20 protein-coding genes are annotated in these 21,284 nt (G+C 70.8%); 18 read left to right on the forward strand and 2 right to left on the reverse strand.

The window, feature by feature from the left end; genetic code table 11:
• Positions 1-269 precede the first annotated feature (269 nt).
• Entirely contained in the window at positions 270-1,058 is a 789-nt protein-coding gene (gene trpA, locus ACLJK8_RS07615) for a tryptophan synthase subunit alpha (RefSeq protein ID WP_413149521.1), read from the reverse strand.
• A 153-nt stretch (positions 1,059-1,211) separates the two neighbouring features.
• Here trpA and ychF point away from each other — a divergent pair, with 153 nt between their 5' ends.
• Positions 1,212-2,309: a redox-regulated ATPase YchF gene (ychF, locus tag ACLJK8_RS07620; RefSeq protein WP_413149522.1), complete on the forward strand. Its 1,098-nt coding sequence runs from the start codon at positions 1,212-1,214 to the stop codon at positions 2,307-2,309.
• Positions 2,310-2,324: 15 nt separating this feature from the next.
• Entirely contained in the window at positions 2,325-2,894 is a 570-nt protein-coding gene (gene cobU / locus ACLJK8_RS07625; RefSeq protein ID WP_413149523.1) for a bifunctional adenosylcobinamide kinase/adenosylcobinamide-phosphate guanylyltransferase, read from the forward strand.
• Positions 2,895-2,980: 86 nt separating this feature from the next.
• Here cobU and ACLJK8_RS07630 read toward each other — a convergent pair whose 3' ends face one another.
• Positions 2,981-5,446 (reverse strand): heavy metal translocating P-type ATPase, encoded by a 2,466-nt coding sequence (locus ACLJK8_RS07630; protein ID WP_413149524.1) that lies wholly within the window; start codon positions 5,444-5,446, stop codon positions 2,981-2,983.
• Positions 5,447-5,526: 80 nt separating this feature from the next.
• Between ACLJK8_RS07630 and cueR the strand changes: the two genes are divergently transcribed.
• From cueR to ACLJK8_RS07710, 16 genes are all read left to right on the forward strand, one after another.
• On the forward strand, positions 5,527-5,970 hold the full coding sequence (gene cueR, locus ACLJK8_RS07635; RefSeq protein ID WP_413149525.1) for a Cu(I)-responsive transcriptional regulator: 444 nt from the start codon (positions 5,527-5,529) through the stop codon (positions 5,968-5,970).
• Positions 5,971-6,076: 106 nt separating this feature from the next.
• Complete coding sequence (locus ACLJK8_RS07640; RefSeq protein WP_413149526.1) at positions 6,077-8,479, forward strand: Tex family protein; 2,403 nt, start codon at positions 6,077-6,079, stop codon at positions 8,477-8,479.
• Between the two features lie 189 nt (positions 8,480-8,668).
• Positions 8,669-9,583, forward strand: a complete 915-nt coding sequence (locus tag ACLJK8_RS07645) for an AAA family ATPase (RefSeq protein WP_413149563.1) — start codon at positions 8,669-8,671, stop codon at positions 9,581-9,583.
• A 22-nt stretch (positions 9,584-9,605) separates the two neighbouring features.
• On the forward strand, positions 9,606-10,472 hold the full coding sequence (locus ACLJK8_RS07650) for a DUF58 domain-containing protein (protein ID WP_413149527.1): 867 nt from the start codon (positions 9,606-9,608) through the stop codon (positions 10,470-10,472).
• Complete coding sequence (locus ACLJK8_RS07655) at positions 10,469-10,861, forward strand: hypothetical protein (protein WP_413149528.1); 393 nt, start codon at positions 10,469-10,471, stop codon at positions 10,859-10,861. The genes ACLJK8_RS07650 and ACLJK8_RS07655 overlap by 4 nt, the downstream gene beginning before the upstream one ends.
• A complete protein-coding gene (locus ACLJK8_RS07660) occupies positions 10,854-11,849 on the forward strand; it encodes a VWA domain-containing protein (protein ID WP_413149529.1) in 996 nt (331 codons plus the stop codon). Before ACLJK8_RS07655 ends, ACLJK8_RS07660 begins: the two co-directional genes overlap by 8 nt.
• The gene (locus tag ACLJK8_RS07665) at positions 11,846-12,775 is read left to right on the forward strand and encodes a vWA domain-containing protein (protein ID WP_413149530.1); all 930 of its coding nucleotides are present in this window, start codon (positions 11,846-11,848) and stop codon (positions 12,773-12,775) included. The genes ACLJK8_RS07660 and ACLJK8_RS07665 overlap by 4 nt, the downstream gene beginning before the upstream one ends.
• Positions 12,772-13,371, forward strand: a complete 600-nt coding sequence (locus tag ACLJK8_RS07670) for a hypothetical protein (protein ID WP_413149532.1) — start codon at positions 12,772-12,774, stop codon at positions 13,369-13,371. Before ACLJK8_RS07665 ends, ACLJK8_RS07670 begins: the two co-directional genes overlap by 4 nt.
• On the forward strand, positions 13,365-14,597 hold the full coding sequence (locus ACLJK8_RS07675; protein WP_413149533.1) for a hypothetical protein: 1,233 nt from the start codon (positions 13,365-13,367) through the stop codon (positions 14,595-14,597). Before ACLJK8_RS07670 ends, ACLJK8_RS07675 begins: the two co-directional genes overlap by 7 nt.
• Positions 14,598-14,706: 109 nt before the next feature.
• The gene (locus ACLJK8_RS07680) at positions 14,707-15,408 is read left to right on the forward strand and encodes a GntR family transcriptional regulator (RefSeq protein WP_413149534.1); all 702 of its coding nucleotides are present in this window, start codon (positions 14,707-14,709) and stop codon (positions 15,406-15,408) included.
• Positions 15,386-16,240, forward strand: coding sequence for an isocitrate lyase/PEP mutase family protein (locus ACLJK8_RS07685; protein ID WP_413149535.1), 855 nt, complete (start codon positions 15,386-15,388; stop codon positions 16,238-16,240). The genes ACLJK8_RS07680 and ACLJK8_RS07685 overlap by 23 nt, the downstream gene beginning before the upstream one ends.
• On the forward strand, positions 16,237-16,956 hold the full coding sequence (locus tag ACLJK8_RS07690) for an SDR family NAD(P)-dependent oxidoreductase (RefSeq protein ID WP_413149537.1): 720 nt from the start codon (positions 16,237-16,239) through the stop codon (positions 16,954-16,956). The genes ACLJK8_RS07685 and ACLJK8_RS07690 overlap by 4 nt, the downstream gene beginning before the upstream one ends.
• A complete protein-coding gene (locus ACLJK8_RS07695; RefSeq protein WP_413149539.1) occupies positions 16,953-17,459 on the forward strand; it encodes a TRAP transporter small permease in 507 nt (168 codons plus the stop codon). Before ACLJK8_RS07690 ends, ACLJK8_RS07695 begins: the two co-directional genes overlap by 4 nt.
• Positions 17,456-18,733, forward strand: coding sequence for a TRAP transporter large permease (locus tag ACLJK8_RS07700; protein ID WP_413149541.1), 1,278 nt, complete (start codon positions 17,456-17,458; stop codon positions 18,731-18,733). The genes ACLJK8_RS07695 and ACLJK8_RS07700 overlap by 4 nt, the downstream gene beginning before the upstream one ends.
• A gap of 20 nt (positions 18,734-18,753) precedes the next feature.
• Complete coding sequence (locus ACLJK8_RS07705; protein WP_413149542.1) at positions 18,754-19,776, forward strand: DctP family TRAP transporter solute-binding subunit; 1,023 nt, start codon at positions 18,754-18,756, stop codon at positions 19,774-19,776.
• 56 nt (positions 19,777-19,832) lie between these two features.
• A complete protein-coding gene (locus ACLJK8_RS07710; RefSeq protein ID WP_413149543.1) occupies positions 19,833-21,257 on the forward strand; it encodes an FAD-binding oxidoreductase in 1,425 nt (474 codons plus the stop codon).
• Positions 21,258-21,284: the final 27 nt, after the last annotated feature.

The following is a 21,284-nucleotide window of genomic DNA, read 5'->3' on the forward strand; positions in this document are numbered from 1 at the left end:
GCAGTGACGGCCTTCCTCCAAGGGTGTAAGGCCGCGAGCCGCGCGCATAGCCGATTCCGGGCGGGAAGGGAAGGGCGAATGGGCCGCCGGCTGTTCCCCCTGCCGGGTGCGCGCTCGATCCCGGGCGCTCCCGACACGTTTCATATGGGCATGAAGCCTATCGGGCAGGACAAGGGGCCCCGCCAACAGGCGGGGAGAAAAAGAGTCTCCGGCCAACGGGCCGTCATTGGCCTGCCGGAGGCAGGCCGGCCCTCCACCCACGGCGAGGCTCAGGAATGCGTGCCGGCCGCCAGTTCCTTCACGAAGCCCAGCACCGCCTCGGGGCTCTCGCCCTTGCCGATCCGGTCCACGATGGCGGAGCCGACGACCGCGCCGTCGGCGACGCCCGCGATCTCGCGCGCCGCCTCGGCGGTCTTGATCCCGAACCCGACGCAGACCGGAAGCTCCGTCCCGGCCTTGATCCGGCCGACCTCGGGGCCGACCATCTCCGCGTTGGCGCTGGCCGAGCCGGTGATCCCGGTGATCGAGACGTAATAGACGAAGCCCGAGGTGTTGCTCAGCACCTTCGGGAGCCGCTTGTCGTCCGTCGTCGGCGTCGCGAGGCGGATGAAGTTGATCCCGGCGGCCTGGGCGGGAAGGCAGAGCTCGTCGTCCTCCTCGGGAGGCAGGTCCACGACGATGAGCCCGTCCACGCCCGCCTCGACCGCTTCGCGAAGGAAGCTATCGACACCGCGGGAATAGATCGGGTTGTAGTAGCCCATGAGCACGATCGGCGTCTCCGTGTCGCCCTCGCGGAACTTCCGCACCATGCCAAGCGTGCGCTCCATCGTCTGGCCGCCCGCGAGCGCGCGCTGCCCCGCGAGCTGGATCGCCGGCCCATCGGCCATCGGATCGGTGAAGGGCATGCCAAGCTCGATCACATCGACGCCCGCCGCCGGCAGGCCGGCGAGGATCGCCTCGCAGGTCTCGGCATCGGGATCGCCCGCCATCACGAAGGTCACGAAGGCCTTGCGTCCCTCGGCCTTCAGTTTCGCGAAACGCGCCTCGATCCGTGTCATGCCGTCCTCCCCAGCCTTTCGCCTGTCAATGCCGCGCGGGGCGGCGAAACGCAATGGGCCCCGCCGTGACCAGCCCTGGCGGCGCCCTGGCCGCGCCTTGACGCTCACCCCCCGCGGGCCATAGATGCGCGCGAACCGGAGGGAGGCCGCGCCATGGGTTTCAGGACAGGGATCGTCGGATTGCCGAACGTCGGCAAGTCCACGCTCTTCAACGCGCTGACGCGGACCGCCGCGGCGCAGGCGGCGAACTTCCCCTTCTGCACCATCGAGCCGAATGTCGGCGAGGTCAGCGTGCCGGACGAGCGGCTGACGCGGCTGGCCGAGATCGCGAAATCGAAGCAAGTGATCCCGACGCGGATGACCTTCGTCGATATCGCGGGTCTCGTTCGGGGCGCCTCGAAGGGGGAGGGGCTCGGCAACCAGTTCCTCGCCAATATCCGCGAATGCGACGCGATCGCCCATGTGCTGCGCTGTTTCGACGGCGGCGATGTCACCCATGTCGAGGGCAAGGTCGATCCGGTCGCGGACGCCGAGACGGTCGAGACGGAACTCATGCTCGCCGATCTCGAAAGCGTCGAGAAGCGGCTCGCGGGGCTGCAGCGCAAGCTGAAGGGCGGCGACAAGGAGGCGGCCGACCAGGCGCGGCTCCTTGAAGCGGCGAAAGTGGTGCTCGAGGATGGCAGGCCCGCGCGGGCGGTCGAGGTCTCCGCCGAGGACGCGCGCACCTGGCGGCTCCTGCAGCTTCTGACCGCGAAGCCGGTGCTCTACGTCTGCAACGTCGACGAGGAGCACGCGGCGGAGGGGAACGCGCATTCGGAGGCGGTCGCGAGGATGGCGGCGGAGCAGGGCGCGGCCTCGGTCGTGATCTCGGCCGCGATCGAGGAGGAGATCGCCCAGCTCGACGATACGGAGCGGGAAGAGTTCCTCGAGTCGCTCGGGCTGCACGAGGCCGGGCTCGACCGGCTCATCAAGGCGGGCTACGCGCTGCTCGGCCTCAGGACCTATTTCACCGCCGGTCCCAAGGAGGCCCGCGCCTGGACGATCCCGGCGGGCGCGACCGCGCCGCAGGCGGCGGGTGTGATCCATGGCGATTTCGAACGCGGCTTCATCCGGGCGGAGACCATCGCCTACGACGATTACGTGGCGCTCGGCGGCGAGCATGGCGCGAAGGAGGCGGGCAAGATGCGCGCCGAGGGCAAGGGCTACCAGGTCGCCGACGGCGATGTGCTGCATTTCCTCTTCAACGCCTGATGGCGGCGGGCCCCAATGACGGGTAGCCCGACGACGGGCAGCCCGGCGCCGGGCAGCCGGACGCCGGAGAGCCGACCGCGGGGAAGCCTGACGCTCGTCCTGGGCGGCGCGCGGTCCGGCAAGAGCCGCCACGCCGAGGCGCTGATCGCCGCGCATCCGGCCCCCTGGCACTATATCGCCACCGCCGAGGCGCTCGACGCCGAGATGGCGGCGCGGATCGCCGAGCATCGCGACCGGCGCGACGCGCGCTGGATCACGCATGAGGCGCCGCGCGATCTCGCGGGCGCGCTCATCGCGATCCCGGATGGCGCGCCGGTCCTGATCGACTGCCTGACGCTCTGGCTCTCGAACCTCATTCTCGCCGATGCTTCACTCGAAGTGGAGACCGCGCGCCTCGCGGAGATTCTCGCCATGTCTCGCGGGCCCTGGGTCGCGGTCGCGAACGAGGTGGGGCTCGGCATCGTGCCCGACAACGCGTTGGCGCGGCGGTTCCGCGACGCGGCCGGGGTACTGAACCAGCGTCTCGCCGCGGGGGCGGAGCGGGTGGTGCTCTGCGTGGCGGGTATTCCGATGACCGTGCGGTGAGAGCGCGTCGGCGAAGGGCGGACCGAAACCCGCCCTTCGCCGGAACCTGGGCGAGACGCCCCGGGGACGGCGGACCAAGATCCGGCTTACGCCGCCTTGCGTTCGCCGGGAAGCTTCGCGGCGCGCAGCCGGAGCGCGTTCACGATCACCGAGACCGAGGAGAGGCTCATCGCCGCCGCCGCGAACATCGGCGACAGGAGATGCCCGGTGACGGGATAGAGCAGCCCGGCCGCGATCGGCACGCCGATCCCGTTATAGACGAGGGCGAAGAACAGGTTCTGGCGGATGTTGCGCATCGTCGCCTCCGCGAGCCCGCGGGCGCGCGCGATCCCGGCCATGTCGCCCTTCACCAGCGTGATCCCCGCGCTCTCGATCGCGATATCGGCGCCGGTTCCCATCGCGATCCCGACATCCGCCGCCGCGAGCGCGGGCGCGTCGTTCACGCCGTCACCCGCCATCGCGACCCGCGCGCCCCTGGCGTGGAGTTCGGCGACGAGATCGGCCTTGTCCTTCGGGGTGAGCCCGGCGCGGGTCTCGTCCACCCCGACCCGCCGGGCGACTGCCGCCGCCGTGCGCTCGTTGTCGCCGGTCGCCATTATGACCCGGAGACCGAGACCGCGCAGGGTCCTGACCGACTCGATCGCATTGGCCTTCAGCGGATCGGCGATCGCGAGCGCGCCGAGGAACCGGTCATCGGCCGCGACGAAGACGACCGTTTCGCCCTCGTCACGCCGGCTCCGCGCCGCAGCGGCGCTCGCGTCGGTCGAGATCCCGGCCTCGGCCAGCAGCTTCTCGTTACCCACGCGGATCGTCCGGCCCTCGACCGTGCCGAGCGCGCCCGCGCCGGTCACCGAGTCGAAGTCCTGGACGGGGAGGAGTGCCACGCCACGCTCCTCCGCGCCCGCGACGATCGCCTCGCCGAGCGGATGCTCGGAGGCGCGTTCGAGGCTCGCCGTCCAGCCAAGCAGGTCGTCCTCGCTCACGCCCTCCGCCGGGAAGACGCCGGTCAGCCGGGGCTTGCCTTCCGTCAGCGTGCCGGTCTTGTCGATGACGAGCGTATCGACCTTGGCGAAGGTTTCGAGCGCGGCCGCGTCGCGGATCAACACGCCCGCCTTCGCGCCCCGGCCCATCGCCGTCATGACCGACATCGGCGTCGCGAGCCCGAGGGCGCAGGGGCAGGCGATGATGAGAACCGAGATCGCCGCGACGAGCGCGTAGGCGAGGGCGGGCGACGGCCCGAAGATCGCCCAGCCGATGAAGGCCAGCACCGCGACCGCGATCACCGCGGGCACGAACCAGCGCGCGACCTGATCGGCGACGGCCTGGATCGGCGCGCGGGAGCGCTGCGATTTCGCGACCATGGCGATGATCTGCGCCAGCACCGTATCCGCGCCGACCTTCCGCGCCTCGATGACGAGCCCGCCCTTGCCGTTCAGCGTGCCGCCGGTGACCGCGTCGCCCGCGGTCTTCTCGACCGGGACCGGCTCGCCCGTCAGCATGCTCTCGTCGATGGCCGAGCGGCCCTCGGTCACCTCGCCATCGACGGGGATCTTCTCGCCCGGCCGCACGCGGAGCCGGTCGCCCGCCTTCACCTGGTCGAGCGAGACATCCTCCTCGCGCCCGTCGGCGCCGATGCGCCGCGCGGTTTTCGGCGAGAGGTCCATGAGTTCGCGGATCGCCGAGCCGGTGCGGTCGCGCGCGCCGAGCTCGAGGATCTGGCCGAGCAGCACCAGCACGATGATGACGGCCGCGGCCTCGAAGTAGCGGCCGACGCCGCCGGTATGGTCGCGGAAACCCTCGGGGAACAGCCCCGGCGCCACCACGGCGACCAGGCTGAAGAGATAGGCGGCGGTGACGCCGAGCGCGATCAGGCTGAACATGTTGAGCCGCCAGGTCCGGAACGAGGTCCAGCCACGCTCCAGGAACGGCTTGCCGGACCAGAGCACCACCGGCGTCGCGAGCGCGAGTTCGGCCCAGCCGCGCCAGGCGCCGTGCTCGGAGCCAAGCCCGATCATCGGCCCCATCGCGATCGCGACGAGCGGGATCGTCAGGCCCGCGCCGATGGCGAACCGGTGCTTGAAGTCGATGAGCTCCGGGTTCGGACCCGCCTCGCCCGGCTGAACCTCCTTGGGTTCCAGCGCCATGCCGCAGATCGGGCAGGTGCCGGGGCCGACCTGCTCGATCTCGGGGTCCATCGGGCAGGTGTAGATCGTGCCCTCCGGCATCGGCTCGGGCGGCGCTTTCGGTCCGAGGTAGCGGGAAGGATCGGCCTCGAACTTCCCCCGGCAGCCGTTGGAGCAGAAATAGACCTTCTCGTTCTCGTGCCGGATCATGTGCCGCGCGGTGGCGCGGTCGACACTCATGCCGCAGACCGGATCGGTCGCCGTCAGGTAGGCGCCCGGATCGGCGGTGAACTTGTCGGCGCAACCCTGATGGCAGAAGTGGAAGGTCCGGCCGTCATGCTCCACGCGCGGCTTGCCCGCGGCCGGATCGACATCCATGCCGCAGACCGGATCACGGGTTTTTTCCATCGTCATGACGTTTTCGGACATTTTGCCCTCCTCAGCAGCTCTCGCCGTCCTTATATGCTCCTTCCAGTGACTGGAAGGTCAAGCCGCGAAGGGAAAGATTCATGAACATCGGAGAAGTGGCCGAACGCAGTGGCCTGCCGACCAAGACCATCCGCTATTACGAGGAGATCGGCCTCGTCCGCCCGAAGCGCGGGACGAATGGCTATCGCCGCTTCGGACCGGGCGAGATGGAACGGCTGAGCTTCATCGGCCGCGCCCGCTCGCTCGGCTTCACGATCGAGGAATGCCGCGCGCTGCTCGGGCTGCGCGAGGATGGCGAGCGCGCCAGCGCGGATGTGAAGGCGCTGACGGAGGAGCATATCGGGCGGATCGATCAGAAGATCGCGGAACTCGTCGCCATGCGCGCGACGCTCGAGGATCTGGTGCGCCGCTGCCACGGCGACAGGAACCCGGACTGCCCGATCCTCGACCGCCTCGCCGGGGAGGACCATGCGGAGACGGAGCGTTCCGGGACGGATGGCGAGGGCTCGCCTCGCTTGACTTGAGGGCGTGGCCTCGGTCACAGAAGGCCCCTCCGCCCCCAAATCCTCCGACCTGCGAGACCAGAGCCATGAAGACGATTTCCGCTGAGCCGCCGATCGGGGAGGTCACGTGAGCGCGGCCCCGGCACCCGCGCCCGCCGCCACGGAGGCGCGGATCACCCGCGGCATCGCAACCGAGATCGGTGCGCGCCCCGATCAGGTCACAGCCGCCGTCGCGCTGCTCGACGGTGGCGCGACGGTGCCCTTCGTCGCCCGCTACCGCAAGGAGGCGACCGGCGGGCTCGACGACACGCAGCTTCGCAACCTCGCCGAGCGGCTCGGCTATCTGCGCGAGCTCGAGTCGCGGCGCGCGACGATCCTCGCCTCGATCGGTGAGCAGGGGAAGCTGACGCCGGAACTGGAGAGCAAGATCGCCGGGGCCGAGACCAAGGCGGTGCTCGAAGACCTCTATCTGCCGTACAAGCCGAAGCGGCGGACGCGGGCGATGATCGCGCGGGAGAAGGGGCTAGGGCCGCTCGCCGAGGCGATCCTCGCCGATCGCGGAACCGCGCCCCAAGTGCTCGCGGAAGCCTATGTCACCGCGGAGGTCGCCGATGTGAAGGAGGCGCTCGCCGGTGCGCGCGACATCCTGACCGAAGGGCTGAGCGAGGACGCGGGCCTGCTCGGGCGGCTGCGCCAGTATCTGGAGGCCGAGGCGGTGGTTTCGGCGAAGGTTGTCGCCGGGCAGGAGGAGAAGGGGGCGAAGTTCTCGGACTATTTCGCGCATTCAGAGCCCTGGGCCAATGCCCCGAGCCACCGGGCGCTCGCGATGATGCGGGGCGCGAACGAGGGCGCGCTGACGCTCGACATCGGCCCCGACGCGGAGGCGGGTGTGCCCCGCGTCGAGACGATGGTCGCGAATGCGCTGGGCGTGAAGTCGGGGAGCGCGCCGGGCGATCTCTGGCTCGGCGAGGTCGCGCGCTGGGCCTGGCGGACGCGGCTCTCGGTGACGATGATGCTCGATCTGATGGGAAGCCTTCGCGACCGGGCGCAGGAGGAGGCGATCCGCGTCTTCGCCCGTAACCTGAAGGATCTGCTGCTCGCAGCGCCCGCGGGTCCGCGGGCGACGATGGGGCTTGACCCGGGCGTGCGGACCGGGGTCAAGGTCGCGGTCCTCGATGCGACGGGCAAGGTGCTCGCGACCGACACGGTCTATCCGTTCCAGCCGAGAAACGACCTGCGCGGCGCGCAGGCGACGCTCGCCCGGCTGATCCGCGCCCATGGCGTCGAGCTTGTCGCGATCGGCAACGGCACGGCGAGCCGAGAGACGGAGAAGCTGGTCGCGGAACTTCTCGGCGACCTGCCGGCGCCTAAGCCCGTGAAGGTGATCGTCTCGGAGGCCGGCGCCTCGGTCTATTCCGCCTCGGAACTGGCGGCGAAGGAACTCCCCGGTCTCGACGTCTCGCTCCGCGGCGCGGTCTCGATCGCGCGCCGGCTGCAGGACCCGCTGGCCGAGCTTGTGAAGATCGAGCCGAAGGCGATCGGCGTCGGCCAGTACCAGCACGATGTCGATCAGTACAAGCTCGGCCGCTCGCTCGGCGCGGTGGTCGAGGACGCGGTGAACGCGGTCGGCGTCGATCTCAACACCGCCTCGGCGCCGTTGCTCGCCTATGTCTCGGGGCTCGGCCCCGCGCTCGCCGAGGCGATCGTGGCGCATCGCGACGCCAATGGCGCCTTCGGCAAGCGCAAGGATCTGATGGCCGTGCCCCGGCTCGGACCCCGCGCCTTCGAGCAGTGCGCCGGCTTCCTCAGGATACGCGACGGCGAGGAGCCGCTCGACGCTTCCGCCGTGCATCCCGAAGCTTACGGTGTCGCGCGCCGGATCGTCGCCGCCTGCGGACGCGACCTTCGGACGCTGATGGGTGACGAGGCGCGGCTTCGCGCGCTCGATCCGGCGGATTTCGTCGATGACAAATTCGGCCTGCCGACGGTGCGCGACCTGCTCGCCGAACTCGCCAAGCCCGGCCGCGACCCGCGCCCCGGTTTCGTCACCGCGACTTTCGCCGAGGGGGTCGAGGAGATCTCCGACCTCAGGCCCGGAATGCGGCTCGAAGGCACGGTGACCAATGTCGCGGCCTTCGGGGCCTTCGTCGATATCGGCGTGCACCAGGACGGGCTCGTGCATGTGAGCCAACTCGCCGACCGGTTCGTGAAGGACCCGCATGAGGTGGTGAAGGCCGGCGACGTGGTGAAGGTGCGGGTTCTCGAGGTCGATATTCCGCGCAAGCGCATCTCGCTTTCGATGCGCAAGGACGCCGAGGCCGGGGCGCGCCCCGGCGGCCGCGACGCGCGGGGCGATCCGGGACAGGGGCGTCCGGATCGGGGGCGCGACGACCGTCCGGGGCCGGGCGGCCCGCGTGGTCCCAAGGGTGGTCCGAAGGGCGGAGGTCCGAAGGGGGGCGGCGGGCGCGATCAGGGCGCCGGGACTGGCTCCTTCGGCGCCGCGCTTCTCGATGCGATGAAGCGCCGCTGAGCGCGGCGCGTCACGCCGCCGCACGCGATCGTGCGCGGCCGAGCCTAAAGTACGAGGCCCGGCCCCTTGGCGCGGGGGCCTCCCGTCTGCCAAGCTCGGTCCCACCAGCGCGGCGATTGGGGAGGTCTGCTCGTGGATGGACTGCTGCCGACCGGGGCCGGAGAGCCCGTCGCCGCCCTCGCAAGCGAGATGCGCGCGGCGCTGATCGGGCATGAGGAACTTGTCGAGCGGCTGATGACGGCGCTCCTCGCGCGCGGGCATGTGCTGATCGAGGGGCCGCCCGGCCTTGCCAAGACCCGCGCGGTGAAGCGGCTCGCCGGCGGGCTCGACGGCTCCTTCGCGCGCATCCAGTGCACGCCCGACCTGATGCCCTCGGACCTCACCGGCACGCAGGTCTTCCGGCGCCAGAGCGAGACCTTCGATTTCGTCGCCGGGCCGGTCTTCCATTCGCTGGTGCTGGTGGACGAGATCAACCGCGCGCCGCCCAAGGTGCAATCGGCGCTGCTGGAGGCGATGGCGGAGAACCAGGTGACGGCGGGCGGGATCACGCGGCCGTTGCCCGACCCCTTCATGGTGGTCGCGACGCAGAATTCCATCGAGCACGAGGGAACTTTCCCGCTGCCCGAGGCGCAGCTCGACCGCTTCCTGCTTCATGTCGATCTGACGCTCCCGGACGCGGAGCGGGAGCGGGCGATCCTCGATCTGGTCGAGAGCGAGGCGCGCGCGGAGCCGGCGCCGCCCGCGTCGCGGCTCACCCATGCCGAGCTTGCCGAGGCCCGCGCCGCCGCCGCCGCCGTGCATCTCGCCCCGGCGCTCCGCGATTTCATCGTGCGGCTGGTGATCGCGACGCGGGAGACCGAGGGCACGCCGATCGAAGGGCTGGTGGAACACGCGGTCTCGCCGCGGGGCACGCTGGCGCTCGCCGCCTCGTCGCGGGCGCGGGCGCTGATCCATGGCCGCGATCATGCGCTGCCGGAGGATGTCGAGGCGCTCGCTCCCGACACGCTGGCGCACCGGCTGATCCCGAGCTGGCGCGCGACCTCGGAAGGGTTGGGCGCGCGTGACATCGTCGCCCGGCTTCTCGCCGATGTCCGGCCCTGGTGATCCCTCGCGGGTCGCTTCGCCCGTGTCCTCGCCCGTGGCCTCGCCCGTCGCGGTCACCGCGGAGCGGCTGATCGCGCTCGGTGCCATCGCCGCGCGGCGCGGGCGCGAACGGCCGGAGATCGCGCGGAGGCCGGGCACGACGGCGACGCGGCCGCGTGGCCAGGGGCACGAGATCCGCGAGATCCGCCCCTTCGCCGATGGTGACGACCCGCGCCATCTCGACGCGGCGGCGACCGCGCGCACCGGCGCGCCTCAGGTCAGGGCCTTTCACGAGGATCGCGACCGCGCGCTGATGCTGATCGCCGATTTCCGCCGGCCGATGCTCTGGGGGACGCGGCGGCTTCGCTCCGTCGCGGTGGCCGAGGCGCTGGCCCTCGCGGGCTGGCAGGCGTCGCTCGATGGCGGCGCGGTGGGCGCCGCGGTGCTGACCGACGATGGCATCCTCTCGGAACGGCCGGCGCCCCGGGCGCGGGGCATGGCGAAGGTCGCGGGCTGCCTCGCGCGCGGCCATGCGATGGCGTTGGGGCTCGGCGATCATCCTGTGCGCCCGCTCGCACCGGATCTCGCCCGCGCCGGGCGGCTCGCGCCCCGCGGCGCGCGCGTCCTGCTTGGCTCGGCGCTCGACATACCCGGCTCCGGGCTCGCGGCGGCGCTCGACGGGCTGCGGCGGCGGGGCGCGTTTCGCGTGCTCCTACCGCTCGACCCGTTCGAGGCGGCGCCGCCAGCGCTCGGCCTGCCCTATCTCGCCGAGACCGGCGCCGCGATCGGCGGCTTCGCCCGGCTGCCGGCGGCGCGGGCGGAGCGTCGCGAATGGCTGCGTGGCATCGGGCTCGCGGCCGAGGAGGTGCCGACGGACGAGGTCGCGGGCGAGATGGGGGCCGCGGCATGACGACGGAGGAGGTGGTCGCCGCGCTGCATCCCCCGCGCCTGCCGGTGGGGACGGCGGCGCTCGGCCCCGGCGCGCTCGTCGCCGCCTTCGGCCTCGGCCTGCTGATCGCGCTGGTTCTCTTCACGCTTGCCCGGCCCGCTTTCCGCGCGCGGCGGAAGGTCGCCGGACCTTCGGACCTGATCGCCGGTCTCGCGGCGCTGCCGCCCGAGGCGCGTCCGCTCGCGGCGGCGCGGCTCTTCACCCGTCTCGGCGCCGCGCCGCCCGAATCCGTCACGGCGCGGCTCTATCGTCCCGGCTCCCCGCCGCTGGACGCCGCGGCGCTGGGCGATGCCCTGCGCGCCGCCTGGGCCGCGGCGGCGCCCGAGGCGCGGAGGGGCGCGCGTGTTTGAGCTTTCCGCGCCCTGGCTCCTGCTGCTCCTGCCGCTGCCTCTGCTCGCGGCGCGCCTCCTGCCGCCGCGCGATCCGATGGAAGGGGCGCTGCGCCTGCCCGAGGGGATCGCCGCCGAGGCCGCGCCGGGCGCGCGGGGGACACGCTGGCGACGCCTCCGCTTGGCGCTGGCCTGGCTTGCCTGGGCGGGGCTCGTCATCGCGCTCGCCGGGCCGGTGCGGCTGGAGCCGGTCCGCGACACGAGCGCCACGGGGCGCGACATCATCCTCGCGCTCGACATGTCGGGGAGCATGCTGATCGAGGATTTCGACCTCGACGGCGAGCCCGTGACACGGCTCGACGCGGTGAAGCGTGTCGCCGCGCGCTTCGTGACCGAGCGGCCCGGTGACCGGATCGGCCTCGTGCTCTTCGGCGACCGCGCCTATGTCGCGGCACCGCTCACCTGGGATCTCGCCGCCGTCGGCCGTGCGATCGAGGAGGCGAGCGTCGGCATCACCGGGCGCTCCACCGCCATCGCCGAGGGACTGGGCCTCGCGTTGAAGCGGATCATCGCGGCGGATGCGCGCTCGCGGGTCATCCTCCTGCTCTCCGACGGGCAGGATACCGCGCACCGGGTCGATGCGACGGAGGTGGCGCGGCTCGCCGCCGAGCACGACACGCGCGTGCACACGATCGCGCTCGGCCCCGCCGATCTGGAGACCGCGCCGGCGGATCGCGAGGCGGTCGATGTCGCGACCCTCCGCGCGATCGCCGAGGCTTCGGGCGGCCGGGGCTACCGCGTGCGGGGCACGGCGGATCTCGTCGCGATGGCCGCCGATCTCGACCAGCTCGAGCCCAACCCCTCCGACCGCCCGCCGGTCCTGATGCCGCGCCCGCTCTGGCCCTGGGCGGCGGGGCTGGCGCTTCTCGCGGCGGCGGTGCTCGGATGCCTGCCGCTCGTCGATCAGCTGTCGCGGGACCGCGCGGCGCGGGAGGGACGGCTCGCATGACCCTGGTCCTGCTGCGCCCCGCCTGGCTTCTCGCACTGATCCCGCTCGCGGCGCTCGCGATTCTCGTCTGGCGACGGAGGACAGCCGGGGGCTGGGAAGCAATCGTGGCGCCGGAACTGATGGCCTTCCTCCGCGCGCGGGGCGATGTCGGCGCGCCCGGCCAGCGCTGGCCGCTGCTGATCCCGCTCGTCCTCGCGGCGCTGATCGCGCTCTGCCTGAGCGGCCCGGCGCGGCTCCGGCCGCATGGCGCGGCCTTCGGGCGGCTCGATCCGCTCGTCGTCATGATCGATCTGTCGCCCTCGGTCACCGAGACCGCCAATCTCGGCGACGCGCAGGTGGCCGCGGCCTATCTGCTCGCCCATGGCGGCGGGCGGCCGGTCGGGCTGATCCTCTACGCCTCCGACGCCTATCTCGCCTCGGCTCCGACCAGCGATCCCGAGACGCTGCAGGGGCTGATCGCGGTGCTCGACAACGAGATCATGCCGGTCGCCGGCAGCCGGCCCGGCATCGCGCTCAGCGAGGCGGCGGATCTCTTCGCCCGGGCGGGCATGCCGGGGATCGGCGGCACGGATATCGTGATGATCTCGGACGGCGGTGGCGCCGGGGTGGAGGCCGAGGAACAGGCGGCGCGGCTCGCCGACCGGGGCGCGCGGGTCTGGGCGCTGACGCTCGACCGCGGGTCTCCCGAGGCGCCGCCGGCCGATCCCGACGGGCTCGCGGCGGTCGCACGGACCGGCGGTGGCGAGGCGCGGCCGGCCCGCGATCCCGAGCCGCTGGTCGCCGCGATCGCGGCGGCGCGCACGCGACAGCTGACCCGCGCGGCCGAGGCGCCCGAGGTCTTCGACGACCTCGGCCGCTGGTTCCTGCTCCTCGCGGCGCCCTTCGCGCTGCTCCTGTTCCGGAGCGAGCGGGGGCCGGCGCCATGACACGGTTCTTTTCTCGCGCCACGCCGCTCTTCGCCGTCGCGCTCCTTGCCATGGCGCTGCCGGGGCCGGACGCCTGGGGCCGGCTCGCCTATGCCATCGGGCTGCCGTCGCTCGCGGCCCGGCTGCTCGCAGATCCGGCCGCCCGCGGCGTCGCGCATTACAAGGCCGGTCATTATGCCGAAGCCGACGCGGCCTTCGCCGAGGCGGGACGGGTCTCGACCTACAACCGCGGCCTCAGCCTCGCCGCGACGGGCGACTACGCGCTCTCCCGCGCCTATTTCGACGCGGTGCTCTTCGCCACCCCCGCCGATTCCGAGGCGCGCGAGAACCGGGCCGTCGTCGACGCGCTGGCGCCACCGGTGATCGGGGAGGGCGACGGAGCCGGGCGGATCGCCGCGCGCTCGGTCCCCGCCGAGACGGACCCGCGGCGCGTGCGCAAGCCGCTCGGCGACGGACGGCGGGTGGCGGACGACGCCTGGCTCGCGACGCTCGCGGACGATCCGGGCGAATTCCTGCGCCTGCGGCTCGCCGACGAACACGAGCGGCGCGTCTCGCTTGGCCTCATTCCCCCGCAGGAGGATGGCGAGCGATGGTAAGGGCGCTCATCCTAATCGCGTTCCTCGGCGCGGGTGGAGGCGTGGGCGCGGCCTCGGCCGAGGTGCCGGGGAAGTCGCTGACGCTGATCGTCGAGCCGCGCTTCGTTCCCGCGGTGGTGGGCGAGATGATCCCCGTGACGATCCGGGGCGTTTACGACACCGAGATCGCGCTCGAGGAGATGGAGATCGCGCCGAGCCCCAGCTTCGACTGGGTTCAGCTCGAACAGGATTCCTGGCGTAACGAGCGTATCGGCGGCGTGACCCGCCGCGTCGTGGAGCGCAAGCTCGCGATCTTTCCGAAGACCAGCGGGCTCGATACCTTCGGGCCGGTCGATCACGTCCTGACCGTGATCGGCGCGAATTCCCAGCGCGAGGAGCTGACCGTCCACGCCCAGCCCGCCGCGATCTCGGTCGGCCCGATGCCGGACGATCCGCCGTTCGAGAAACCCTGGGGCTGGCGCTTTACCGCGTCGAGGCTGACGATCACCGATGAACTCAGCACCGATCCCGCGCAACTCTCCGATGGTGAGATCGTCACGCGGACCGTGACGCTCCGCGCCGATGGGGCGCTGCCGGAGATGCTGCCGCCCCGGCCGGTCATCCAGGAGCCCTGGCTCATCACCTTCGCCGATCCGATCCAGAAATCCTTCGAGCGCGACGCGAATGGCGTGACCTCGACGGTGATCTGGACCTGGCGATTCCGCCCGGCGACGGGCGAGCCGGGCGTGGTGCCGCCGGTGCCGATTCCGTTCTTCAACACCACGACACGCAAGGTCGAGGCGGTGGAGATCCCGCCGCTTCCGGTCGCCTATGCGAGTTTCGAGGCCTCGCAGGTTCCCGGTGGCGAGATGCGCCGGGGCGCGCGGCTCGCCTATCTCGGCGCGCTCGGCATGGGGCTTCTCGCGGGGGTCGCGATCTCCGCGCTCGGCGTCGAGGGGCGGACTGGCTGGTTCGGCAGGGCGCGCCGGCTCTATTCGCCGATCCCGCTGCTGCGGCTGCGGCGGGCGGCGCGCGCGGGCGACCTGCTCGCGCTGCGCCGGGCGGGTGAGGATTATCTCGCGCCCGGCGAAGCTCGCTCGCCCGCTCGCCGCGCCGAGGCCCTGGCGCGGCTCGAGACGGCGATCTACGGGCCGGGTGCCAGCGGCCTCCATTCGGGTGGTCTCGATTCGGGCGGGTTCGATGCGCGCGTCTTCGTCCGCGACTTGCGCCGCGCCTGGCGCGGCTAGGCTCGGCCGCGCGCCGTTCTACTCTGTCTCCGCAGGCATCTGGGACGTGCGCGAATCGGCTTGCTTTGACTTACACGTTACATGTAAGTAACGCGCGGGAGGAAATCAGATGCGACGGATCGTTCCGATCGCGCCGGCGAAAAGCGTGGCGCATCAGGTGCGCGACGGGGTGCGCGATGCCATCATCGACGGCCAGTTCGCAATGGGCGAAAGCATTTCCGAGGAACGGCTCGTCGCGCTCTTCGGCGTCAGCCGCTCGCCGATCCGCGACGCCCTGAACGAGCTCAAGTTCACCGGTCTGGTCGAGATCGTCCCCAAGCGCGGCAGTTTCGTCTTCTTGCCGGACGACGAAGAGGTCGCGGATCTCTGCGAGTTTCGCCTGATGCTGGAACGCGAGGCCGCCACCCTTGCCATGACCCGCGATCCCGACGGGTTGCTGCGGCGGTTGCGCGAGATCTGCGAACGCATGGCCCGCGCCGAGGACACCGGCGATCGCGACGACTATTCCCGGGCCGATACCGACTATCACGCGGCCTTCTTCGAATTCTGCGGCAACCGGCTGGTCAGCGACGCCTATGCGCTCGCCGATGCCCGGATCGCGACGCTGCGCACCGCGTTGACCGCGCCATCGGATGACCGCCGGGAGGCGAGCTTTCACGAACATCTGCGGATGGTCGCGCAACTCGGCCTCCGCGACATGGCCGGGTTCGCCGTGACCCTGTCCGAACATATCGATCGCACCCGGCGCGTGGCCATGGTCGAACTTCGCAAGTTCAAGGAGACCGCCGATGACACTTCGCGAACGACTTGAACGCGGCCCGATCGTCACCGCCCCGGGGGCCCCGGATGCGCTGACCGCGCGTCTGATCGGCCATATGGGGTTCGAGGCGGTCTACATGACTGGCCTCGGCGCCACCGCGAGCCGGCTCGGCATGCCCGATCTCGGGCTGATGAGCCAGAGCGAGATGGCCGAGCACGCCCGCGCCATGACCCGCGCCGCCGGCATTCCGGTGATCGCGGACGCGGATACCGGCTATGGCGGACCGCTCAACATCCGCCGCGCCGTCGCCGATTACGCCATGGCGGGCGTGGCCGCGCTGCATCTCGAGGATCAGGTCAGCCCGAAACGCTGCGGCCAGCTTTCGGGCGTCCGGCTGGTGGAGGTTCCGGAAGCCGAGGCGCGGCTCCGCGCCGCGCTCGCCGCGCGCGACGCCTTCGCGGCGGAGATGCTGGTCATCGGCCGCACCGACGCGCTGCCCGCGCTCGGGATCGAGGCGGCGGTGGAGCGGGCGCGGCGCTACGCGGGTCTGGGTGTGGACCTCGTCTTCGTCGATGGCATCAAGACCCGCGCCGAGGTCGAGGCGGTGGCGGAGCGCGTACCCGGCCGCAAGGTCGTGAGCCTCGTGGACGGGACCGACGCGGCCGGACTTACCCGGGAGGAGCTCGGGGAGATGGGCTTCTCGCTCTGCCTCTACGCCGTCACCACGCTTTTCGCCGCCCTCGGCGCGGCCCGGCGCGCGCTCGAGAGCCTGAACGCCACCGGCTCGGTCGCCGGGATCGGCGGGCAGATGACCTATGCCGAGTTCTGCGAGGTCGTCGGCCTCGGCGCGCATCAGGGCTTCGCACACGAGTTCGAGGCATGAGCGCCGAAGGCGCCACGGTCCTGATCACCGGCGGCGCCGCCGGGATCGGTTTCGAGATCGCACGCGCCGTCACCGCGCGGGGGGCGCGCGCCCTGATCTGGGATATCGACGCGGCGAGCCTCGAACGGGCCGCCGCCGAACTGCCGGGCTGCGGCGCCGTCGCGGCGGATGTCTCCGATGCCGATTCCGTGGCACGGGCGATCGCTGAGGGGCCGGAACCCACGCATCTCGTGAACAACGCCGGCATCCTCGGCCCCGACATGGGCTTCGACGCCGCCGACGCGGGTGCCATCGACCGCGTGCTGGCGGTCAACCTGCGCGGGCCGCTGCTCGTCACTTCCGCCTTCCTGAACGCGCGGGTCGAACACGGCGCCGCCAGTATCCTCAACATGTCCTCGATCGCCGGATTCAACGGCGGGGCGCGGGGGCGGGCGGTCTATGGCGCGACCAAGGGGGCCATTCTCGCGCTGACCCAGGCGATGGCGCGCGATCTCGCGCCCGCGCTCAGGGTCAACGCGCTCGCGCCCGGCATCATCGACACCGAGATCCAGGCCGGGCTTTTCGCCGATCGCGCCGCGCTCGAAGCCACGGCGGCGGGCATCCCGCTGGCCCGGCTCGGCCAGCCGTCGGAAGTCGCGGCCGCCGCCGCCTGGCTGCTGTTCGATGCCGCCTATGTCACCGGAGAAGTCATTCGCGTTGCAGGAGGGCGCAAATGAAACGATCGCTCGATCTGATGTTCTACCTGCTGGACTGCGTGCTGGTCCTGCTGCTCGGGGCGATGACCGTCATGGTCTTCGTCAATGTCGTGTTGCGATACGGCTTCGGCAACGGGCTCGACATCTCCGACGAGATGTCGCGCTTCTGCTTCGTCTGGCTGATCTTCCTCGGCTCGATCTCGGCCATGCGGCGCAACATGCACATGGGCTTCGACCTCGTGGTGACCTCGGTCGGGCCCTCGGCGCGGCGCGTGCTTCTGACGGTCGCGAACGGGCTCATCCTCGCCGTCTGCCTGCTGATCCTGACCGGCACGATCATGCAGTGGCACGTCAATGCGACCAATATCGCGCCCGTGACGCGGATGCCGATGATCTGGGTCTTCGGCGTCGCCGTCCCGATGTCGCTCGCGATCGGCATCATGGCCGGGCTGCGCATGGTGGGCTACGCCACCGGGCGGCTGAGCGACGCGCCCGATCATGTCGATCCGGAGATGCATCAATGAGCCTCGTCATCTTTCTCGTCACGCTCGGCCTGACGCTCGCGACCGGCGTTCCAGTCGCCTTCGCGCTCATCATCTGCGCCGTCACCATGGGGATCTCGCTCGATCTCTTCGATCCGCAGATCATCTCGCAGCGCTTCATCGTGGGTGCGAACAACTTCTCGCTGCTGGCGATCCCGTTCTTCCTGCTGGCGGGCGAGCTCATGAACGCGGGCGGCCTTTCGCAGCGCATCATCAAGTTCGCCATGGCCTTCGTCGGCCATCTGAAGGGCGGGCTCGGCGTGGTCGCGATCTTCGCCGCGGTCATCCTCGCGAGCCTTTCGGGCTCGGCCGCGGCCGACACGGCGGCGCTGATCTCGATCCTGCTGCCGATGATGCGGGCTTCCGGCCATGACGAGGCGCGTTCGGTCGGGCTCATGGCCTCGGGCGGGATCATCGCGCCGATCATTCCGCCGTCGATCGCCTATATCATCTTCGGCGTGGCGACCAACCTCTCGATCTCGCAGCTCTTCATGGCAGGGATCGTGCCCGGCGCGATGATGGGCCTCGGCGCGCTCGCCGTCTGGATGTTCCTCGCCCGGCGCGAGAACGTGATGCCCCTGCCGCGCCAGGACTGGCCCGCGCGGATCGCGGCGCTGAAGGGCGCGGCCTGGGCGCTCGGACTGCCGGTCATCATCCTCGGCGGCATCCGCTTCGGCGTCGTCACCCCGACCGAGGCCGCCGTCGTCGCCGCGGTCTACGCGCTGCTCGTCGGCTTCTTCGTCTACCGCGAACTGAAGCTCTCGATGCTCTTCGACGTGTTCCGCAACGCCGCCTATACGACCGCGGTGGTGATGCTCCTCGCGGCGGCGGCGCTGACGACCGCCTGGTTCATCTCGATCGCGGATCTCTCGGGCATCGTGCTCGATCTCGTCGGGCCGCTCGTCGATCATCCGAAGATCCTGCTCCTCGTCATCATGGCGCTGATCCTGATCATCGGCACGATGATGGACATGGGCCCGACCATCCTTATCCTCGCCCCGGTGCTCTTGCCGGTGGTCGAGGAAGCCGGGATCGATCCGATCTATTTCGGCGTTCTCTTCGTCATCAACACCGCCATCGGGCTCATCACGCCGCCCGTGGGGATCGTGCTCTCGGTCGCGTCGGGTGTGTCGGGGATCTCGATGCACCGGGTCGCGATGGGCGCCATGCCCTTCCTCGCGGCCCAGGTCCTCGTCCTCGTGCTGCTGGTCCTGTTCCCGCAGCTCGTCCTCTGGCCGCTGTCCTGGCTCCAATAGTCTCATAACGGGAGGAATCCATGCTTGACCATCTGACCAAGGCCGCCTCGGCGCTCGCCCTCGCCGCCGCGCTGGCCCCGGCCGCCGCCTTGGCGCAGGAATACAACCGCCATACCTTCAAGGTCTCGAATGGCGCGGCCGAGGATCACCCGGTCTCGGCCGGCGTGGACGCCATGTCGGAATGCCTCGAAGCCGCCAGCGACGGAAGCATGAAGCTCCGCGGCTTCTACAACGGACAGCTCGGCGACGACGCGGAGGCGACGCAATCGGTGCGCTCCGGCTCGATCGAGATGGTCGTGACCGGCGCGGCGGCGATCGGCGGGATCGAACCGGCGATGAGCGCGCTCGAACTGCCGTTCCTCTTCACCTCGGACTGGGAAGTGGACGGGATCATGACCGGCCCCTATTTCGATCACCTGGCCGAGAAGATGCCCCAGCACGGGCTGATCCTGCTGTCGATCTGGGAGAACGGCTTCCGCAACACCACGAATTCCAAACACGCCATCGACAGCATTGAGGGCTTCAAGGGCCTGAACTTCCGCGTGATGCAGAATCCTGTCTTCATCGACACCTTCCGGCGGCTCGGTGCCAATCCGGTGCCAATGGCCTTCGGCGAGGTCTTCACCGCGCTCGAGACCGGCGCCGTGGACGGGCAGGAGAACCCGATCCCGCTCATCCAGGCGACAAAGTTCTACGAGGTGCAGAAGTATCTGACCCTGACGCGCCACGCCTATTCCCCGACCCCGGTCCTGATGTCGAAATCGGTCTGGGACGAGCTGAACGCGGATGAGCAGACGCTCGTCAGGGATTGCGCGACCTATGCCCGCGAACCGCAGATCGAGCGCTCGCGCGAGGTGGCGAACGCGGCGCTGGAGGAACTCAGGGCCGAGGGCATGGAAATCTCCGAACTGCCCATGGCCGAGTTCGAGAAGCTGCTCGCGGTCGTGGAGCCGGTCTACGAGGCCAACATGGAATCGGTCGGCAAGGAGAACTTCGACCTGTTGATGAGCGAGCTCAACAAGCTGCGCGCAACCGGAGACTGATAGACCGCCCGCCGCGCGGCGTTGCGCGGCGGGCCCACGCCGACAGGATGGACGAGATGGGCGACGCCAGACCAGTTTCCGACACCGATGCCTGCCGGGCGGCGCTCGCCGAGCGTTTCCCCGGGCCGGCATGGCTCGACGGGGACGACATCCCCGCGCGCAACACGCATGACACCAGCTATCTGCCCGCGACACGGCCGCTCGGCGTGGCGCGGCCGAACGACCCGGCGGGCTTCGCCGATGCGATGACGATCTGTGCGCGCCACGACGTGCCGGTCGTGCCGCAGGCCGGATTGACCGGGCTCGCCGGCGGGGCGCATCCGCTCGAAGGCGCCGTCGCGATTTCCTTCGAGCGCTTCTCGGGCATCGAGGAGATCGACCCGGCCTCGGCGACCATGACGGTGCGCGCCGGAACGCCGCTCGAAACCATCCAGCGCGCGGCGGACGAGGCCGGGTTCTTTATCCCGCTCGATCTCGGCGCGCGCGGCTCCTGCCTGATCGGCGGCAATCTCGGCACCAACGCGGGCGGCAACCGGGTCATCCGCTACGGCATGGCGCGCGAGATGGTCCTGGGGCTCGAATACGTGCTGCCCGACGGCACGCTGATCACCGGCCTCAACAAGATGATCAAGAACAACGCCGGCTATGACCTGAAACAGCTCTTCATGGGCTCGGAGGGCACGCTCGGCATGATCACCCGCGCGGTGCTGCGGCTTTATCCGAAGCCCGGCTGCACCTGCGCCGCGCTTTGCGGACTCAGGGGCTACGAGGATGTCCTGGGGCTTCTCGCCGCCGCGCGGCGCGGGCTCGGGCCGATGCTCTCGGCCTTCGAGGTGATGTGGCCCGACTACTGGCACGAGGCCACCGTCACCGTCCCGAACATCCGCCGCCCGATCGAGGGCGATCACGCCTTCTACGTGCTGGTCGAGATGCAGGGCATGGACGAGGCGCTCGACGCTCCCCGGTTCGAATCCTGGCTGGAGGGCCAGTTCGAGTCCGGGCTGATCGAGGACGCCGCCATCGCACGCAGCCTCGCGGATGTGGCCGCCTTCTGGCGCACCCGCGACGCGGCGGGCGAGTTCGGCACGGTACTGGGCCCGCATTCAGCCTTCGACATCGGCCTGCCGGTTCGCGCGATGGACGATTTCGCCACCGAATGCCGCGCCGCACTGGCAGCGACGCTGCCCGGCTGCCTCTCGGTCTATTATGGCCATATCGGCGACGGGAACCTGCACATCGTGGCGCTGGTTCCCGGGGCCGCGGAACAGCCGGGCAAGGCGATTTCCGAGATCGTCTACACCACGGTCGGCCGGCACGGCGGCACGATCTCGGCGGAGCATGGGATCGGGCTGGTCAAGAAGCCCTATCTGCCGCTCAGCCGGAGCGAGGGCGAACTCGCGCTGATGCGGCGGCTGAAGCGGGCGCTGGACCCGCGTGGCGTGCTGAATCCCGGCAAGGTAATCAATATGGAGAATATGTGATGAATCCGCTCAAGGAGCGCCTGCGGG

The organism is Amaricoccus sp. W119, from assembly GCF_047275745.1.
GTDB lineage: Bacteria > Pseudomonadota > Alphaproteobacteria > Rhodobacterales > Rhodobacteraceae > Amaricoccus.

Coding starts and splice junctions, on each gene's coding strand:
- trpA (WP_413149521.1), bottom strand. CDS start 1,058: ATGACACGGATCGAGGCGCGTTTCGCGAAACTGAAGGCCGAGGGACGC.
- ychF (WP_413149522.1), top strand. CDS start 1,212: ATGGGTTTCAGGACAGGGATCGTCGGATTGCCGAACGTCGGCAAGTCC.
- cobU (WP_413149523.1), top strand. CDS start 2,325: ATGACGGGTAGCCCGACGACGGGCAGCCCGGCGCCGGGCAGCCGGACG.
- ACLJK8_RS07630 (WP_413149524.1), bottom strand. CDS start 5,446: ATGTCCGAAAACGTCATGACGATGGAAAAAACCCGTGATCCGGTCTGC.
- cueR (WP_413149525.1), top strand. CDS start 5,527: ATGAACATCGGAGAAGTGGCCGAACGCAGTGGCCTGCCGACCAAGACC.
- ACLJK8_RS07645 (WP_413149563.1), top strand. CDS start 8,669: ATGCGCGCGGCGCTGATCGGGCATGAGGAACTTGTCGAGCGGCTGATG.
- ACLJK8_RS07655 (WP_413149528.1), top strand. CDS start 10,469: ATGACGACGGAGGAGGTGGTCGCCGCGCTGCATCCCCCGCGCCTGCCG.
- ACLJK8_RS07665 (WP_413149530.1), top strand. CDS start 11,846: ATGACCCTGGTCCTGCTGCGCCCCGCCTGGCTTCTCGCACTGATCCCG.
- ACLJK8_RS07670 (WP_413149532.1), top strand. CDS start 12,772: ATGACACGGTTCTTTTCTCGCGCCACGCCGCTCTTCGCCGTCGCGCTC.
- ACLJK8_RS07675 (WP_413149533.1), top strand. CDS start 13,365: ATGGTAAGGGCGCTCATCCTAATCGCGTTCCTCGGCGCGGGTGGAGGC.
- ACLJK8_RS07680 (WP_413149534.1), top strand. CDS start 14,707: ATGCGACGGATCGTTCCGATCGCGCCGGCGAAAAGCGTGGCGCATCAG.
- ACLJK8_RS07685 (WP_413149535.1), top strand. CDS start 15,386: ATGACACTTCGCGAACGACTTGAACGCGGCCCGATCGTCACCGCCCCG.
- ACLJK8_RS07690 (WP_413149537.1), top strand. CDS start 16,237: ATGAGCGCCGAAGGCGCCACGGTCCTGATCACCGGCGGCGCCGCCGGG.
- ACLJK8_RS07695 (WP_413149539.1), top strand. CDS start 16,953: ATGAAACGATCGCTCGATCTGATGTTCTACCTGCTGGACTGCGTGCTG.
- ACLJK8_RS07700 (WP_413149541.1), top strand. CDS start 17,456: ATGAGCCTCGTCATCTTTCTCGTCACGCTCGGCCTGACGCTCGCGACC.
- ACLJK8_RS07705 (WP_413149542.1), top strand. CDS start 18,754: ATGCTTGACCATCTGACCAAGGCCGCCTCGGCGCTCGCCCTCGCCGCC.
- ACLJK8_RS07710 (WP_413149543.1), top strand. CDS start 19,833: ATGGGCGACGCCAGACCAGTTTCCGACACCGATGCCTGCCGGGCGGCG.